The 17,076-nt window shown below is 43.1% G+C and carries 20 protein-coding genes; 16 read left to right on the forward strand and 4 right to left on the reverse strand.

The genetic code is table 11. The features are described 5' to 3' along the window. On the reverse strand, positions 1 to 78 hold a 78-nt coding region (locus tag VMW01_10730), incomplete at its 3' end, for an IS200/IS605 family transposase (GenBank protein HUW06722.1). Positions 79 to 224: 146 nt separating this feature from the next. On the opposite strand from VMW01_10730, the gene VMW01_10735 reads away from it, so the two are divergent. From VMW01_10735 to VMW01_10745, 3 genes are all read left to right on the forward strand, one after another. After that, entirely contained in the window at positions 225 to 353 is a 129-nt protein-coding gene (locus VMW01_10735) for a hypothetical protein (GenBank protein HUW06723.1), read from the forward strand. 98 nt (positions 354 to 451) lie between these two features. Beyond that, entirely contained in the window at positions 452 to 1,228 is a 777-nt protein-coding gene (locus tag VMW01_10740; GenBank protein HUW06724.1) for an SDR family NAD(P)-dependent oxidoreductase, read from the forward strand. 48 nt (positions 1,229 to 1,276) lie between these two features. Beyond that, positions 1,277 to 2,146 carry an NAD(P)-dependent oxidoreductase gene (locus tag VMW01_10745; GenBank protein ID HUW06725.1) on the forward strand — a complete coding sequence of 290 codons (870 nt, stop codon included), beginning with the start codon at positions 1,277 to 1,279 and terminating at the stop codon, positions 2,144 to 2,146. A gap of 104 nt (positions 2,147 to 2,250) precedes the next feature. On the opposite strand, the gene VMW01_10750 is transcribed toward VMW01_10745, so the two are convergent. Further along, complete coding sequence (locus tag VMW01_10750) at positions 2,251 to 3,348, reverse strand: T9SS type A sorting domain-containing protein (protein ID HUW06726.1); 1,098 nt, start codon at positions 3,346 to 3,348, stop codon at positions 2,251 to 2,253. Between the two features lie 154 nt (positions 3,349 to 3,502). Then, positions 3,503 to 4,111, reverse strand: coding sequence for a hypothetical protein (locus tag VMW01_10755; protein HUW06727.1), 609 nt, complete (start codon positions 4,109 to 4,111; stop codon positions 3,503 to 3,505). Between the two features lie 326 nt (positions 4,112 to 4,437). Here VMW01_10755 and VMW01_10760 point away from each other — a divergent pair, with 326 nt between their 5' ends. From VMW01_10760 to VMW01_10770, 3 genes are read left to right on the forward strand one after another with little or no spacing between them, the layout of a single operon-like run. Then, a complete protein-coding gene (locus tag VMW01_10760; GenBank protein HUW06728.1) occupies positions 4,438 to 5,025 on the forward strand; it encodes a GtrA family protein in 588 nt (195 codons plus the stop codon). Between the two features lie 11 nt (positions 5,026 to 5,036). Then, complete coding sequence (gene arfB, locus VMW01_10765) at positions 5,037 to 5,489, forward strand: alternative ribosome rescue aminoacyl-tRNA hydrolase ArfB (protein ID HUW06729.1); 453 nt, start codon at positions 5,037 to 5,039, stop codon at positions 5,487 to 5,489. A gap of 15 nt (positions 5,490 to 5,504) precedes the next feature. Next, entirely contained in the window at positions 5,505 to 5,738 is a 234-nt protein-coding gene (locus VMW01_10770) for a DUF3820 family protein (GenBank protein ID HUW06730.1), read from the forward strand. Positions 5,739 to 6,721: 983 nt separating this feature from the next. On the opposite strand, the gene VMW01_10775 is transcribed toward VMW01_10770, so the two are convergent. Then, complete coding sequence (locus VMW01_10775; protein HUW06731.1) at positions 6,722 to 8,107, reverse strand: DUF4403 family protein; 1,386 nt, start codon at positions 8,105 to 8,107, stop codon at positions 6,722 to 6,724. Positions 8,108 to 8,594: 487 nt separating this feature from the next. On the opposite strand from VMW01_10775, the gene sfsA reads away from it, so the two are divergent. The 10 genes from sfsA (at position 8,595) to VMW01_10825 (ending at position 16,389) form a co-directional block, all read left to right on the forward strand. Continuing rightward, positions 8,595 to 9,287, forward strand: coding sequence for a DNA/RNA nuclease SfsA (sfsA, locus tag VMW01_10780; protein ID HUW06732.1), 693 nt, complete (start codon positions 8,595 to 8,597; stop codon positions 9,285 to 9,287). A gap of 70 nt (positions 9,288 to 9,357) precedes the next feature. Beyond that, positions 9,358 to 9,921, forward strand: a complete 564-nt coding sequence (locus VMW01_10785; protein ID HUW06733.1) for an AraC family transcriptional regulator — start codon at positions 9,358 to 9,360, stop codon at positions 9,919 to 9,921. Positions 9,922 to 10,727: 806 nt separating this feature from the next. Beyond that, the gene (tnpA, locus tag VMW01_10790; GenBank protein ID HUW06734.1) at positions 10,728 to 11,189 is read left to right on the forward strand and encodes an IS200/IS605 family transposase; all 462 of its coding nucleotides are present in this window, start codon (positions 10,728 to 10,730) and stop codon (positions 11,187 to 11,189) included. A gap of 711 nt (positions 11,190 to 11,900) precedes the next feature. Next, positions 11,901 to 12,137, forward strand: coding sequence for a hypothetical protein (locus VMW01_10795; protein ID HUW06735.1), 237 nt, complete (start codon positions 11,901 to 11,903; stop codon positions 12,135 to 12,137). Beyond that, positions 12,119 to 12,286: a hypothetical protein gene (locus tag VMW01_10800; GenBank protein ID HUW06736.1), complete on the forward strand. Its 168-nt coding sequence runs from the start codon at positions 12,119 to 12,121 to the stop codon at positions 12,284 to 12,286. Before VMW01_10795 ends, VMW01_10800 begins: the two co-directional genes overlap by 19 nt. A gap of 330 nt (positions 12,287 to 12,616) precedes the next feature. Continuing rightward, entirely contained in the window at positions 12,617 to 13,723 is a 1,107-nt protein-coding gene (locus VMW01_10805) for a Fic family protein (GenBank protein HUW06737.1), read from the forward strand. A gap of 211 nt (positions 13,724 to 13,934) precedes the next feature. Further along, entirely contained in the window at positions 13,935 to 15,191 is a 1,257-nt protein-coding gene (locus VMW01_10810; GenBank protein ID HUW06738.1) for a hypothetical protein, read from the forward strand. A gap of 210 nt (positions 15,192 to 15,401) precedes the next feature. After that, positions 15,402 to 15,650 (forward strand): hypothetical protein, encoded by a 249-nt coding sequence (locus VMW01_10815; GenBank protein HUW06739.1) that lies wholly within the window; start codon positions 15,402 to 15,404, stop codon positions 15,648 to 15,650. Between the two features lie 140 nt (positions 15,651 to 15,790). Beyond that, on the forward strand, positions 15,791 to 16,042 hold the full coding sequence (locus tag VMW01_10820; GenBank protein HUW06740.1) for a nucleotidyltransferase family protein: 252 nt from the start codon (positions 15,791 to 15,793) through the stop codon (positions 16,040 to 16,042). Continuing rightward, positions 16,039 to 16,389 carry a DUF86 domain-containing protein gene (locus VMW01_10825; GenBank protein ID HUW06741.1) on the forward strand — a complete coding sequence of 117 codons (351 nt, stop codon included), beginning with the start codon at positions 16,039 to 16,041 and terminating at the stop codon, positions 16,387 to 16,389. Before VMW01_10820 ends, VMW01_10825 begins: the two co-directional genes overlap by 4 nt. Positions 16,390 to 17,076 lie beyond the last annotated feature (687 nt).

Consider the following 17,076-nt stretch of genomic DNA (forward strand, 5'->3'; position numbering starts at 1 on the left):
TCGCCTGTATTTTGCAGGACAAACAAAATGATACAGTATAACAGTTACATTATGGCTTTTATGTATATAGTCACTCACATAACAAAAATATAATTAATTTTCGAAGCAGAGCTTCGAGGAATTAGACCTAACGAGATTAAATGCTGCATGCAGATTATAAGCATGTTCTGCATGCGATATGCTGGTTTGTATTTTTAGTCGGTTAGCAATGATTGATAATAATAATGCAAGATTCTGGATATGCCTCCAAAAGTCAGGTGAAAGGAAAAAAGGCTGAGTTGCGATTTAAGGATATTGATAAATTTTATGATGCGCAAATAGGCACCTTGAAGAGAAAGAAGAACAAAAAGTAGTGCTCATGGCTGCCAATCTTAATTTCATTGCCAAACTTCATCCTAGATTGTTTAACCCATTAAAATAAAGAGTAAAAACCTTCTAATATTATTTCAATATGGCAAGAGTATTTATTACAGGCTCATCAGATGGACTGGGCTTAATGGCAGCGAAGTTGCTGGTTGCCGAAGGTCACAAGGTAGTGCTGCATGGCAGAAATCCTCAGCGTGCTGAGGAAACACTCAGAGCGGTATCTGGAGCCGAAGCAGCAGTTTATGGTGACTTGTCGAGCATTGACGAAACCAAAGAGTTGGCAAAGCAGGTAAATAATCTTGGTGCTTTTGATGCCATAATCCACAATGCAGGCGTTGGTTTTCGTGGACCACACAAAGAGGTTACGGCTGTGGGGATACCCACCATTTTCGCCGTAAATTCGCTGGCTCCATACATCCTTACCTGTTTAATTAATAGACCTAAACGTTTGGTATACGTTAGCTCTGGCCTACATCGAGGTGGCGATATCTCCCTGAAAGACCTGTTTTGGGAAGCACGCCCATGGAATGGATTTAACGCCTACAGCGACACCAAGCTCCACAACCTGATTCTGTCAATGGCCATAGCCCAACGCTGGAAAAATGTTTTATCCAACGCCATTGAACCGGGATGGGTTGCAACCAAATTGGGCGGTGCAGAAGCACCCGATAGTTTGGAAGAAGGATACAAAACGCAAGCGTGGCTTGCCACCAGCAACGATAAGGAGGCCATGGTAACTGGAGGATACTTCTTCCACAAGCGACCTAAAGAATTTCAACATGCAACGGCTATCTCTGAACTACAAGATAAGCTGATACGGGAATATGAGCGTATTTCAGGTATTCCTTTCCCAACCTATTAGCTAGGAATATTGAATTAAGGAAAAGAGTATTATTCCAATCGAAAACAAATGGAAAAAATGAATATTGGATGGATAGGCCTTGGAAATATGGGTATTCCAATGGTGAAGCGGCTTATTGGTTCAGGCAGTCAGGTAAGTGTGTATAATCGCACCAAAGGCAAGGAAAATCTGCTAAACAATGAGAAAATAGATGTTGTTTCCTCCCCGCACGAATTAGCTATAAACTCAGCAGTCATCTTTATCATGGTGTCGGACGATAAAGCCGTAAAAGAGGTATTTATGGGGGTGAATGGACTGCTTGCTGGTGAGAGTACAGATAAAATATTTGTAAACATGAGCACCATATCGCCCGACACGAGCCGGGAGATGGAATTGCAATGCAAACAAAAAGGTTGCAGCTATCTCGACGCCCCTGTTTCAGGTAGCGTAAAGCAAGCTGAGGATGGTTCTTTGGTTATTATGGTGGGTGGAAACAAGCTCGCCTACGAAAAAGTTAAACCGCTATTCGACAGCTTAGGAAAACTTACGCTGCATCTTGGTCAATGTGGTGCAGGAAACTCCGCTAAGCTAGCAGTGAATACGCTGCTTGGCATCATCACGCAAGGATTAGCTGAGGTTGTTCTATTTGCAGAGCAGATGAACGTTAACCCGGAAGATTTACTCAACATTTTGGCCAACGGTGCCATGGGAAGCCCATACATTAAGATTAAGGGTGAAGCCATGCTGAAAGAAAACTTCCAAGCAGCGTTTGCGCTTAAGCACTTGGCCAAAGATTTGAGGCTGGCAAACAGTTGCGGATTAAGCTCACCCCTTGGAAAATTGGCGTTCAATTCGTTTGAAGCGGCCAATGCTAAAGGGCTGGGCGAAGAGGATGTAGTTGCGATTAAGCGTTATTTACTATCGACTGATGACTATTAGAGCATTAAAATGACCTCAATACCGGAGGTGGAAGCAAAAAAGAAAGGGGAAGTTTCGGCGGAATTGCCAAACCTTTCCCTTTCTTCTAATATAAATATGTTCAACTACTTGATGAGCACCATTCGCTTTGTTTCAACGTAGTTATTGCTCTTTAGAACCAAGAAATATACACCAGCGCTCAAAGTGGTAGGCATAAAATCTACCGTATAAACACCTGCAGATTTTTGGCCATTTGCCAAGGTTGCGATAGCCTTACCCTGTGTATCCAAAACAAAAACCTGAACATTTGCAGTCTGTGCCAGTGAATATTGAATTTTCGTGATATCGGAGAATGGGTTTGGGAAATTCTGCTCAAGGGAAATACCAGTGGTGGTAACAACATCATTTATACCAGTTGTCGATTGTGATTCGTTGTAGGCAGTATAAATAAGTTCGGCAATAGAGTGCGCCGATTCCTCAAATAAGTGGTTTGTAATATTACCCAACTTTGCCCACATGGCAGCGATGTAGACATCCCCATAGGAAGAGTCAAGCGCCTTGGCATAGTTGTCCGATTTCAAAACTGTGTCGATGTAGGTGTGGCTATCGTAGATATAGTTGAGAATATACTGCTGAACATCCGGAATCAACGAGATAGATTCTGCCGTGTAGTTGAAATCATAGATGTGGGCATCAACCATATCTGACTCATAGCGAGAGTGAATACCGTAATTCCCTGAAAGTTGACCGTTGTAGTTGGATGTAATATGCAGCGGCATGTGTCCATCGCCCACATAGTGCCCCATATCGGCGGCAGTAAGCACGGCCTTATCTAAATCGCCTCGACGGAAACAGGATACCAACGTATCGTAGGTAGTTTTGGTTGCCCAAGGCAGAATACCCCAGTCGTAAACATTGGCAGAGCTATATTCAGCAATTGCTTGAGCCAACGTATTAGGTAACACACCACTGTTGTTAAACTCGGTATAGTTCTCAATGTCGATGTAGTGCTTGGGAGCCTCATTGGGATCTGAACTCTTGCGGTTATCGGCATCGGAGGCATGCGATGCCAAGGTGGATGACCAGCTGTCGAACTGGCTCAACGCATCGTTAAAGAAAAAAGTGACATGCGAGTTAATACTCTTGTGCCCTTTAGACCCCCAACTGGAAAGAACAAGAACAATGGCAATAACTGCCAGCGATTGAAAGAGAGTTTTTTTCATCTGCAATTTTAAAAAGAAAAAGGACGACAATATACAGCTATTTTTCCTTTTGAACGGTGATAGTGGCGAAAAGTTTAACCGCTAAAAGATAGAAGTTTACACCTGCCTATTTAACAATAGGTTAACGTTAAAATAACATAAAAATAGCTGTGCCCTATTGCACCTTTGGGCCAAGACGGAGGCTATGCCACGGCCGAATTTCCTCCCAACTACTCACCCGCTTAACTCCTGGAAGATTGGCCTGATAAATATTCCAAGGCCTGTTCATTAATGCAACATCTACCTTCTGCTCAACGGCAAGATACTTAGCCATGGCATAGGAATCTTCAATGGCCAACTCAAAATTCATTGCTGTAAGCGCCGATAGCGGTTTGGCAATGGTCATATCCATTTCGGGTCGGTTATACTTATCCACCACCATAAAGTGATCGTAAGGAATGGATAGACTCTGCAGCCATTCAAGCGTTGCCTCGTAAGCTGCAGTAATTCGGCCGGTAACAATGGCTATTTCGAGCCCAGTTTGGTTCCAAGCCCTTAGCGTTTCCACAGCCCCTTCCAATGGCTTAAATTTTAGTATCTCCTCGCGTGTATGCACTAAATGAAAGAAATGGTCGAACTGTGCTTGCGATAGCCCGAAGGAGACGCGAAGATCAAAGGAGGTAAGCTCCTCAAACTTACGTTCAATGCCAAACTCACGTTTAATAATGGCGATATAGGAACGGGTGCTCTCTGCCAGCACGTCATCACAGTCAATGTATATCATAGCTCAAAAAAATGTTGGGGAGGCAAAGATAGTGGAAAGAAATAACTTGGATAAAATTGCCCAGAAGCAAGCAATGATGGAAACTTGATGAAATGAAAAATAGCAATGATGAAACTGTGTCATTATCCAGCGATGCAGGACCTTGTCATAGAAGGAAATAAACCACATACTGCGTTTCCACAAGAGGCTGAATCCTTCTAACTTTATTTAACGCCATTTTCTGGCCATTCCCTTCGTTTAATACATTCATTTTGCTATTTTTGCCGCGTATTTAAATTAATACAACAATTTTCGAGCCTCAAGGATGGCCTAATACGACCAGCTCTATGAATTTTAACTTTCTGCGAAATTGGATTATTGCTATAATCGATTGGTTTTATAAACCATTCAGGAAATACATTCCCCTTGAAACTTTTCGGTATGCGGCCTGTGGTGGAGGAAATATGGTGCTCGACACGATTCTCTACTTCATAAGCTATAACTTCATTTTAAAGAAAGAACCTGTTGATCTTGGTTTTACAACCGTGGCACCGCACATCGCAGCTTTCATTATGGCTTTTTGTATCTCCTTTCCTACAGGGTTCTTGCTTAACAAGTATATCACCTTTATTCAGTCAGAACTTAAGAGCAAAATACAGTTGTTTCGCTATGGTGTAATTGTTGTTGGCTCCATCCTATTTAACTTTGTTCTGCTGGAACTATTTGTGGAGTATTTTGACTTCTATCCCACTCCTTCAAAAATGCTTACCACCGCAATCATAGTGGTGTTCAGCTACTTTTCGCAGAAATACTACTCTTTTAAGACCGATAACAAAGGGCACATCGTTATATATGAGCACTTTTCAAACGAACCTGCATTGGAGTTAGACCCAGAGCAAATTGCAGATACGGTTGGAAATCCCGATGCCATATAATTTTCAATAAAATGCTCTCCTCTCCATCGAACGAAGATTTTGGTAGTAGCCAACCGGTTGCCGTTTGGCTGCGTGACTTCTCCGGAGAGTTAACATACAGCGCCTCGCGAAGCAGCGGTGCCGGCGGACAAAATGTGAATAAGGTGAACTCCAAGGTGGAGCTAAGGTTTAGCATTACGGACTCCTTGCTGCTTTCCGCTACTGAAAAAGAGATAATGGTAAAGAAGCTGGGCGGAAGGGTTACTGCTGCCGGTGAGCTGCTCATTGTTTCGCAGGAGGATCGTTCGCAGCTAAAAAACAAGGAAATCTGCACAGCCAAGTTTTATGAGCTTCTGCAGCAGCTATTTACCCCTCGCAAAAAGAGGCGCCCCACCAAACCCTCCAGAGCATCAAAGGAAAAACGTCTTGATAAGAAAAAAGTACAATCGTTAAAAAAAGTTCTTCGTCGCAAAAACGACTTCTAAACCAATAGGTTCAAAGTGGAAAACATCCAACCTGATATAAAGATACTAACAGAGCTAACAACCATGCCCATGCCCTTTGGCAAGTATAAGGGCAGGTTGATTTGCGACCTGCCGGAGGGTTACCTTGTGTGGTTTAAGCAGAAGGGATTTCCTCAAGGACGATTGGGTGTTTTGATTGAAACGGCCTACGAAATTCAACTTAACGGGTTAGAATTCTTGCTCAAGCCATTGAGGAAAAAGAGGCAGTGAAGAGATTAGGCTAATAGGCTGTTAGGATTATTAGGAAACGGGCACCTTCGTTAGTTGAGCGACTTCGGTATTCCGACTGTTCTATTTGTTTGTGGATGAAAACCATTGAGACGCACGATCATGCGTCTCTACATTCGGTTGAATTTTCTTAATTCTTTAAATCCTCTGACTTCCGTTTAACTTCTCTATTTAATACCTTTTTGCCATTGCGGTGCATGGTAGGTTTGGTGCGTTGAGCAATCTTACGAACGTGCACCGCCACCACTATGGCCACTTCCTGTCCGGGGGTTGACACCCCCGGCTACAAACATGCCACCTCTTCGAGGTGGTCAATCTAGGCACGAAGCTGTGGATTGCGGTGCATAGAAGGCAAAGTTTAGCGCTTGCACTCTAAATTGCCTTTACCATGGGCTAACGTCCATGGCTATTCATATTGAACCGCTTCGCGGTTTGCCATTTTAATGTTTTGTGCGGGGAAATAGCAGAGACGCAAAATTGTGCGTTTCTACAATCTGTTGACATCTTTAATCCGGTAGTGGCCGGATCTGTGCTGCGACTTCCTATAACTTCATCCTATTCGTTTAACTTTTTGCCATTGCGGTGCATGGAGGTTCGGTGTGTTGAGCAACCTTACAGACGTGCACCGCCAACACTATGGACACTTCCTGTCCGGGGGTTGACACCCCCGGCTACAAACATGCCACCTCTTCGAGGTGGTCAATCTGGGCACGAAGCTGTGGATTGCGGTGCATAGAAGGCAAAGTTTAGCGCTTGCACTCTAAATTGCCTTTACCATGGGCTGACGCCCATGGCTATTCATATTAAACCGCTTCGCGGTTATTTCTTTGGGCGAAAAATTTTTCGCCCCTACAATCGGTTAAATTTACATATCACCACAAAGGAGACGCACGATCGTGCGTCTCTACATTCTTTTAATTCTTATACCTTCCTATACCTTCTTCCCATTCTTTTAACTTCCTTTACTACTGAATCCTCTTCACCTCCAACGCAACCTCTCCTTTCGCCTTCACCTTCACCCTAAAGGCGTCGGGAATGAGGTCGATTTGGTCAATTGCCAGCTCGGTAATCTTACCATTCAGCTCCAAGTTGGGGATATTTCGGTTCCGAATTAGGTTTCGGTTAATCTCCGCCAAGGTTTTGGTAAGCTCATCACCCACAGGAAAAACCATTGCCCTCCTCACCGACTCCAGAATGGAGCTTTTAAAGAGCCACGAAGCAGTGCGATGGAGAATATTGCTCGTTTGCAGCTCGTAGTCAAGGTTTACCATTTCAACACTATTGGTTGCATGGTTGTAGCGTGGAATGCCCTTAAAGTATATCCAGCCATTGAGGCTACCCTCCAGCTGTGTTCCTATCACCATTTTATCGCCGCTTCCGTAAATACGCAAGCTATCTACCTTAACGGTTCTGCGTCCCTGGCTAAACGATTTTCCAACCACCCCATTGGCAAAAAGCATTTCAGCCTCCTCAAAGGGAACGTCCACGCCAAAGTTGATGTTCACGTAGCGGTCGGCATCGTTACCGGCAACCAGCTGTGGTTTTGGAGCGTCGAGCCAGAGATCGGGCGATTGCTTATCGATTACAACCTCCGATACAGCCTGCAGTCCAATGGTTGTTGACACCAGGCTATCGGTAGATGTAAAGGATGAAATGGAGACCTTTTGAGGCACTAAAACCAGCCATATGTTGTAGTCGGGGTTAACTAGAATGGGCTTTTTAACAAATGTAGTTAGCTGATCCACAACGGCCGTGAGGCTAATACAGTCACCAAAATTTTCGTCGATCTTGTTGCAGATATCCTGCTTTGCCCTGCTCAAAGCCTTGTCGGCAATGAAGGAGGCAGGCAGCTGCAGCCGTCCGACTCTAGCCTTGGGCTCCGACAGCCAGGTATAGCCTGTCATGGTGGTTTTCGGCACCATGCTCCAGTCCTTGCCAAAGGTGAAGGTTGTAGTAAATGTCATGGCCAGTTCACCTTCCAGCTCCGAGGATAACGAGTAGCCCAGCAACCCAACACTTGCGCTCACCCATGCCCTGATGGGAACGCTATAGGTGACCGAATTTCCGGAAAAGGAGGCCGTTATGGGTTGAATTTTCCAAACCTTCACCTGCATGTTTTCGTAGGAGCTACCCCTATCTTCATAGATGAGCCCATCCAAGCGATGGTTGATGGAGGCCAGCAGCTGCGCACGGTTAAACGAAACGGGAATGGCTACCGTGGAAACCGAGGTGCCCAGATCGGTGAGCTTGTACGATTCGTTGGGCTTTGGAATGTTGGTGGTAACGGAGCAACCGGCAACCAGAATGGCCAACATAACCCCTAAAGACACTTTTACTACGACAGAGTTCATTACAATAAAATTGTAGCACAAAAGTATGGGAGTTCAGGGAAGAATTGTGGTTGATTGAAAATTAAATGCTAAAATTTTGTTTTTATAATGGTTGTCCTATAAATATTTGCTGTACCCTGCAGCGTAACTTAGTGCTCGAGGCTCCGTAGGAGCCAAACGTTGGTAGCACATTGTTTGAAGAGGCGTTGGCGCTCCGTAGGTGCGCAACAAATTTCTTTTGTCCAGTGATTTGAATAGGATAGTTTGCGCACCTACGGAGCGCTAACATTATATGATTGCTTTTTCTACCAACGTTAGGCCTCTACGAGGCCGTTGATATTCGTTTGATTCGATTTTGCTGTTAAATACCGTTGAAGAACCCAAACTATGGCACTCGTGTAAACACAGTCGCTTTCAATGAACCAACGAGAATAGCTACATTGAACTCTCATTTTAGATAACCATCAAACTAATGGTTGACAAAACCGTTACTCTGAAAAGCTGAGATATGAAATTTTCCTCCCCTTTGATACACGGAACGCTGGTTAAGCGATACAAGCGGTTTTTGGCCGATGTTACCCTCGATAGCGGTGAGGTGGTGGTGGCGCACTGCACCAACTCCGGCTCCATGAAGAGCTGTTTGGAGAATGGTGCGGAGGTTTACCTCTCCCCGGCTGCCGACCCTAACCGCAAAACGCGCTTCACCTGGGAGATGATTAAGATAGATGGCAGCTGGGTGGGCATCAACACCGCTAACCCCAACCAGTTTGGCTACGAAGCGCTGGTTAACAACCTCATTCCCGGACTACAAGGCTACACCGAGGTTAAGCGCGAAGTGACCTTCGACGACAGCCGCTTCGACCTATACGCACGGAATGCAAGCGAGGCGTGCTTTGTGGAGGTGAAGAATGTTTCGCTCAAGGATGGTAACCTAGCCATGTTTCCCGACGCCGTTACCACCCGTGGACAAAAGCACCTCGAAACGCTGGTCAAGGCAAAGCAGCAGGGTTATAGAGCAGCCATGCTTTACATTATTCAACGTACCGACGTGGAGGCCTTTGCTCCTGCCGCCCACATTGACCCACAGTATGCCCGCAAGCTGAAAGAGGCCATTGCGCAGGGTGTAGAAGTGTTCCCGCTAATGGTGGCTGTGTCACCCACCGAGATTAAGGCCGTAAAGCTGCTGGAGATGAAACTATAGTCCACCAAAGTTGTTTATCCATTGGCCATGACAACAAAACAAGTGCTACCTTTCTGAAAATTTAGATGGAATGAAGCTCTACATTAAAAATATGGTTTGCCCTCGCTGCATTATGGCGGTGGAGCAGGAACTCAACCGAATGGGTGTTGCCCCTGTGTCCGTTTCCCTGGGCGAAGTTATATTGGACGCTCCGTTCACCGATGAGCAGCGTGAGGACTTTTCGCACAACCTTACCAAGCTGGGGTTTGAGCTGCTCGACGATACGCGCCACCGGATTATTGAGCAAATAAAGAACATTGTAGTTGAGAACATTCACTACCGCAGCGGAGTAAACGGGAATGAGAACTTTTCCGACATCATTGCCCACAAGCTCCACCGCGACTACTCCTACCTCAGCAAGCTATTCTCGGAAGTGGAGGGAAAAACCATTGAGAAGTATATTATTGCCCAAAAGGTGGAGAAGGTAAAGGAGCTGATTGTGTACGACGAGCTGTCGCTGAGCGAAATTGCCGATAAGCTGGGCTACAGCAGCGTGGCACACCTCTCCAGCCAGTTCAAAAAATCCACCGGCCTCACCCCAAGCCACTTTAAGCAAATGGGCAACCAAAGCCGAAAACCCCTCGATTCCATTTAGCCAACCGTAACGAGAATAGAAAAGTAATACACACCCTAGGGGCGTAGCCCCGAAATCTTCATAACTGCAGAGCAGCATACTCTAAGGGCGTAGCCCCGAAATCCTCATAACTGCAGAACAGCAGCGTCCCCCTAGGGGCGTTAGCCCTGAAATCTTTGTATTTCGCATAAATCATCGTATCCCAGGGGCGTAACCCTGATCTCTTCGTAACAACAGAGCAGCAGCATACCCCCAGGGGCGTAGCCCCGAAATCTTCGTAGCAGGAAGCCATTAACCTAAACCAGAGGGGCGTAACCCTGATCTCTTAGTAACAGCAGAGCAGCAGCATACTCCAGGGGCGTAACCCTGATCTCTTCGTAACAACAGAGCAGCAGCAGACCTCCAGGGGCGTAGCCCCGATATCTTCGTAACAGCACAGTAGCAGCATACCCAGGGGCGTAGCCCTAAAATCTTCGTAGCAGGAAGCCATTAACCTAAAGCAGAGGGGCATTAGCCCTGAAATCTTTGTAATTCGCATAAATCATCGTATCCTAGGGGCGTAGCCCCGATCTCTTCGTAACGGCACAGTAGCAGCATACCTAGGGGCGTAGCCCTAAAATCTTCTTAGCAGGAAGCCATTAACCTAAAGCAGAGGGGCGTTAGCCCTGAAATCTTCGTAACGGCATAAAATCATTGGACGGTAGGAGCGATTGCACAAAAATCTTCGTAATTTGCACTAAATCATCATTTCGCAGGGGCGATAGCCCCGAAATCTTTGCAGGAAAACATTAACCTAAACATAGGGGCGCAGCCCCGACATACGAACCATAGCAAACACCTACACCCAGCTATACACTCAATTCGTTTTCGCCGTGAGAGGCAGAGAGAACCTAATTAAAGAATCATTTCGAGATGAGTTAGAAAAAGTTATGTGTGGCATCATTGGTAACCATAAGTGTAAAACATACGCCATATATTGCAATCCCGACCATACACACATTTTTGTAGGGATGCATCCAACCCTTGCACCCTCAAAATTAATGGAACAGGTAAAATCGGGGTCGTCTAAGTGGCTCAACGAAAAAAAATACCTTCCCGGTAAATTTGCGTGGCAAGATGGCTTTGGGGCTTTTACCTATTCCAAATCGCACATCGACAATGTGGTAAAATATGTTTTAAACCAACCCAACCATCATAAAAAACAATCGTTCAGGGAAGAGTATTTGTTGCTGCTTGAAAAATTTGAAATTGATTATGATGAAAAATATTTGTTTGAATGGTACGATTAGGAAAGATATCAGGGCTAACGCCCCTCTTTATTTACGCAATTCCCCTTGCTATTAAGATGGCGGGGCAACGCCCCTTGATTGAGCCGAACAATGAAATATAAATGACAGCAAACGACCAAACGCAATTGGGGAACACCCTTTGGAGAATCGCCGACGAATTGCGTGGAGTAATGAATTCGATTCCATTAAGCCAACCGTAAGTGAGAATAAAAAAATAATGCAAACAATAGGGGCAATAGCCCCGATATCTTCGCAACAGTAGAGCAGCAGCATACCCTATGGGCGTAGCCCCGATATCTTCGTAACGGCACAGCAGTAGCCATACCCTTAGGGGCTTTAGCCCTGATATCTTCGTAGCAGGAAGCCATTTCCATATTGCAGAGGGGCGTAGCCCTGACATAAGAACCAAAGTAACCACCCACACATGGTTACTCACTGAACCACCTCTTAACCCTGTCGGGGTTACATTCGTGCGTGAGATAGTGGTTGCTTGTTGAAATCACATTCGGTTTACATTCCTAGCTATTCCAAACCCCGTCAGGGTTTTCCGCCGGATGGAGTAACCACCTTTGCCCCCATCCCTTCCACCTTACTATCGGCTTTTTGCTATATTTGCTCTTGGGCTTGCTTTCGCTTTACACACAAGGCAGGGAAATAGATAACCATTGATACTTGCATTGAAAATCTTTACCTTTGCAAAAATATTCTAATATGAGCACCATTGAATTAAGGCATATAATCAATGAATACCTCACTCATATTGATGATGCATCGTTCTTGAATGCCATTAAGACTATCCTTGAATCTAATGTCGCAGAGGGACCATATAAGCTTTCTGACTACGAGAAGAAAAGAGTTGAAGAAGGAAGAGAACAGCTCAAAAAAGGTGAAACCATCTCCAATGAATCTCTAAATTCTGAGGTAGACCAATGGCTAAGTACAAAATAGAATGGTCAATTGAGGCAAGGTCAGATCTATTTGATATTCTCGACTTTTACTATCGAAGGAACGGTAATGCAAATTATAGCCGAAAGCTCAACTCTAAAATTAAAAAAAGCATAGCTCTTATTGCCAAAAATCCATCGATTGGATTGTAAACAGACATTGACTCCGTAAGAGCTCTTGTGAAAGGTGACTATCAAATAATTTATGAAATTATTGAAGCTATCATTCTGATTGTAATGGTTTGGGATTGTAGACGAGATCCCGATAATAAGATAATCACCTCCCGAACGAAATAATATTCTACTAGCCACATTTGCAAATCTAGGGTGGCGAGTACAATGCTCCTCAAACCTACAAATGACTCCCACCACTACTTCTCGAAGAATATGCGGAGATTACACCCAGCATTCGCCGCAATATGTGCGGAGATTATTTTGAAGTGATGGGAATTTGCCCTATATTTACCGCAAAATGTGCGGAGAATGAAAGTCTACATATACGAAAATGAGGATTGGCCCAATTTCAAATGGGATAGCGAATTGCTGCTACCACTATTGGGAAAAGTTCGTAACCATCAGGGAAAGCTAATAGGCAAAATGGAATCCCTTGGGTTTGAGCTAAAAAATGAAGCGGTATTGGACACCTTAACCCTCGATGTCATAAAATCGTCTGAAATTGAGGGTGAACTATTAAATCCTGAGCAAGTACGCTCCTCTATTGCACGCAAGCTGGGAATGAATATTGCAGGTTTAGTTCCCTCCGATAGAGAGGTAGACGGAGTTGTAGAGATGATGCTCGATGCAACACAAAGCTTCAATCAACCCCTGACCAAGGAGAGGCTATTTAATTGGCATTGCTCGCTCTTTCCTTCCGGCAGAAGTGGAATGTATAAGATTATCGTGGGGAACTGGAGAGATGATTCTACCGGACCCATGCAGGTTGTGTCAGGAGCACTTGGGAAAGAAAAGGTTCACTACCAGGCACCAAGTGCAACAAATTTAGGGAAGGAAATGAATTCATTTCTTGAATGGGTAAATAGCAATAACATTCAAGAACCTGTGATAAAAGCGGGTATAGCTCATTTATGGTTTGTAAGCCTGCACCCCTTTGAAGATGGAAATGGTAGAATAGCCCGTGCCATTACAGACATGCTTCTTGCAAGGGCCGATGGAATTCCTCAGCGATTCTATAGTATGTCTTCACAAATTCGAGCCGAAAGAAAAGGGTACTACGGCATTCTAGAGAAAACACAAAAAGGTTCACTTGACATAACAAAATGGCTCAATTGGTTCTTAAGCTGCTTGCAAAACGCTCTTGACTCGTCGAATAGTGAGCTTGAGAAGGTAATCTACAAGCATAAATTTTGGAACAAGAACTCCTCTAAGCTTCAAAATAAAAGACAAGAATTGCTCTTGACTAAGCTTCTTGATGGATTCGATGGAACGCTAACCTCATCAAAATGGGCTAAAATCGCGAAATGTTCTGCTGACACAGCATTGCGAGATATTCAAGATTTAATGAGCAAGGGCATTCTTAAAAAATCGGAAGGTGGAGGGAGGAGCACAAGCTACGAAATAAACGAACTTTAGGAATAATAATACCCACTACTTAAGCCATAAATTAAACCGCCGCCTCCTACCTTGCTATCTGCTTCATGCTATATATTTTTAAGAAACATGTATTGCAAAGGTCTCAAATCATATCTCACAAAAACTTGTGTGAAACTGAAAAATTACATTTACCTTTATAATACAAATCTAAAACACCTCCAAACAATAGCGTTTTTTAATACTTTTTTCAATGCAAACAATGTCCTATAGCAAGAGTGCTGCTTTAATTCTTTTCCATTTATTTCTTTTCCAAAATATTTATAGCCAGGAGAACTATACAGCTGGATATATTGTATCCAATAAAAATGATACCCTGCACGGTTTTATTGACTATCGTAATTGGGAGAAAAATCCACACCATATTTATTTCAAGGAGAAATTAACCGATGAGAAAGTTGAATTTCTCCCAACGGAGATTAGGTCATTTAGCGTTTCGGACGAAGTATATGTTGGTGCAATTGTAAATAGTGAGATTAGCCCGTTTTTGCCATACAAAATAGACAATCGTTCTGATTTAAAATTTGAGGTAGACACAACTTTCCTACAAACCATAATTGGAGGAATAAAGAGCTTATACCTATATAAGAATAATTCGGGAAAGACCCAGTTTTACATCAAGGTGGGACCCACCTATGAGTTGCTCATATACAAGATGTATCAAGAGAAATATTATCATGCAAGGTTAGCCTATACATACACCATGGTGAATCAACAATATCTTAGTCAATTAGCTTCTTATCTAGGAAATTGTCCTTTAGTTAGTGAAATGATTAAGAATACCACCTATAGCCGAAAGGACATCGAGAATCTATTTTTCATCTACTATAAATGTGAAGATGCTAAAATTGAATTCCAAAAAAAACCGGATAATGGTTCAATGAAGGTTGGTATCATTGCTGGAATATCAATAACATCTTTAAAATTTCGTAGCGAGTATAGTTCACCGTATGCTCCTCCACTATATACTAATTTCAAAAATTCTGTAAATGTTTCCGGTGGAGTCTCTTTTGATTTTGTTCTTGCAAGGAATTTAAAAAAGTGGTCATGGTGTAATGAACTATTGTATTCATCGTATAAGTTTAACGACCATTTTAACGAGAATGGCTACTCCACAACTTATATTAACCTTGAGTATACCTATCTTAAAATAGCAAGCATGGTTCGCTATCGATATCCGATAGGCAAATACACCTTGTTTTTTAACGGTGGATTCACCGCTGGCTACGCAATTAAATCAACTAACTATAGAAGAGTTGAATCGGAGTTGTATGGTATAGAAATTGGGAAAGCGGTGGATTCACCGCGGAATTTTGAAGAGGGATATACCTTGGGCCTAGGTGGTGAAGTTAAACGGTACTCGGTTGAGCTGATGTATGAGGCTGGGGCTGGTGCTTCAAACATAAGTGGTTTAAATAGATACTATATTCTTGTTGGTTATCGGTTCTAATATGGACCTCAATTGTATAGATACATTGGAAGAAACGGTAGCATATTAGCTGTATGGAGTAACCGCATTTACCACCACCCCTCCTACCTTACTATCGGCTTTTTGCTATATTTGCTTGTGGGCTTGCCTTAGCTTTACACACAAGACAGGGAAATAGATAACCATTGATACTTGTATTGAAAATCTTTACCTTTGCAAAAATATTCTAATATGAGCACCATTGAATTAAGGCATATAATTAATGAATACCTCACTCATATTGATGATGCATCGTTCTTGAATGCCATTAAGACTATCCCTGAATCTAATGTCGCAGAGGGACCATATAAGCTTTCTGACTACGAGAAGAAAAGAGTTGAAGAAGGAAGAGAACAGCTCAAGAAAGGTGAAACCATCTCCAATGAATCTCTAAATTCTGAGGTAGACCAATGGCTGTTTGCAATCCCAGCCACACACTGAACCACTAACGCAAGACCAACTCTTATTAGACAGATTTAAGTCACCGTTCATATTATGATGATGCAATAGGTGCATAAACGATAATCAGCTATATTTGCCTTATGATGGATCGGAAGGACCTTGAGAACAAATTGAGAAATTTGAAACCCATACTTTCAGACAGGTATGCTGTTGAAAGGATTGGATACTTTGGCTCATACTCAAGGAACGAACAATCGGAGAAGTCGGATATTGATATACTTGTGGATTTTCAGAAACCGATTGGTTGGGAATTTTTTGACTTACAAGAATACCTGGAGCAAGAATTGAAAATAAAAGTTGACCTCGTTTCCATAAAAGCGCTAAAGGAGCAGCTGAGGGATACCATACTGAAACAAGTTCGGTACGTATGAATCCTTCAAAGCGCCAATACGACTTCTATCTGGAAGATATGCTAACCTCAATGCTCAGAATTGGTGAGTATATCGGTAAAAGGGACTTTGTTGAGTTCAAGCAGAGTTACATGATTGTGGATGCCGTTGTTAGAAACTTTGAAATAATTGGCGAAGCATCAAAAAACATACCCGAAGAAATTCAGAAAAAACATCCAGAAGTCCCTTGGAAAAAAATGTATGGATTGAGAAATCTCATTTCTCATGAATACTTTGGTATTGATTACGAAATGATATGGCAAATAGCAACCGTAAACCTGCCGCAAAACGCAATTGATTTACGCAAGATTATCGAAGCAGAAAAGTAAGAACAGAACCATCTCTTAACCCCGTCTGGGTTATCTGCTGCATGTGGAGTAACCACCTTTACCACCACCCCTCCTACCTTAATACAGGCTTTTTGCTATATTTGCTCTAGGGTTGGTTCACACTAATGAGGATGTCTGACCTGTCTACTGGCGGTTTTGTGTGAGTTGAAGGTATTAATGAATTGCCTAGACAAATAAACGAGCATATTAGATTAACAAAGTACAAATGAGTTTTAGAGTGTCATTGAAATGGAGACCGATTGGTATACTTGTTATTTTGCTTTCGGTGAATTATTGGAGTTGCTATGCACAAAGACCTTGCAATAGAGATGTGAATTCTGCTGACCTAGCAATAAAACTACCAAAGGAGGTATGCATTCCTTATGGGTATAAGATTTTTAATGTAGTCGATAGCGTTGATTTGAATAATGATGATTTGAAAGATGTTGTAGTTGCTTGGGCAAAGTTACCTATTGAGGATGGGGATACTACATTTTATAGCATATATAGCCAACAGAAGGATAGCAGTTTTAGCTTAGTGAGGACATATAGTAATTTCCAAACACTACTGTCCGACAAAAAAAAGCAGTTTAAAAGCTAGTTGAATAAATAAAGGGCTACTCCCCGAAGGTTTCGCCCCGATGTTGTAGATTTGTTTTGCGAATAAAACCACAACATGGGCAAAAA

The sequence above is a fragment of the Williamwhitmania sp. genome (assembly GCA_035529935.1).
In the GTDB taxonomy this organism is placed as follows: Bacteria; Bacteroidota; Bacteroidia; order Bacteroidales; family Williamwhitmaniaceae; genus Williamwhitmania.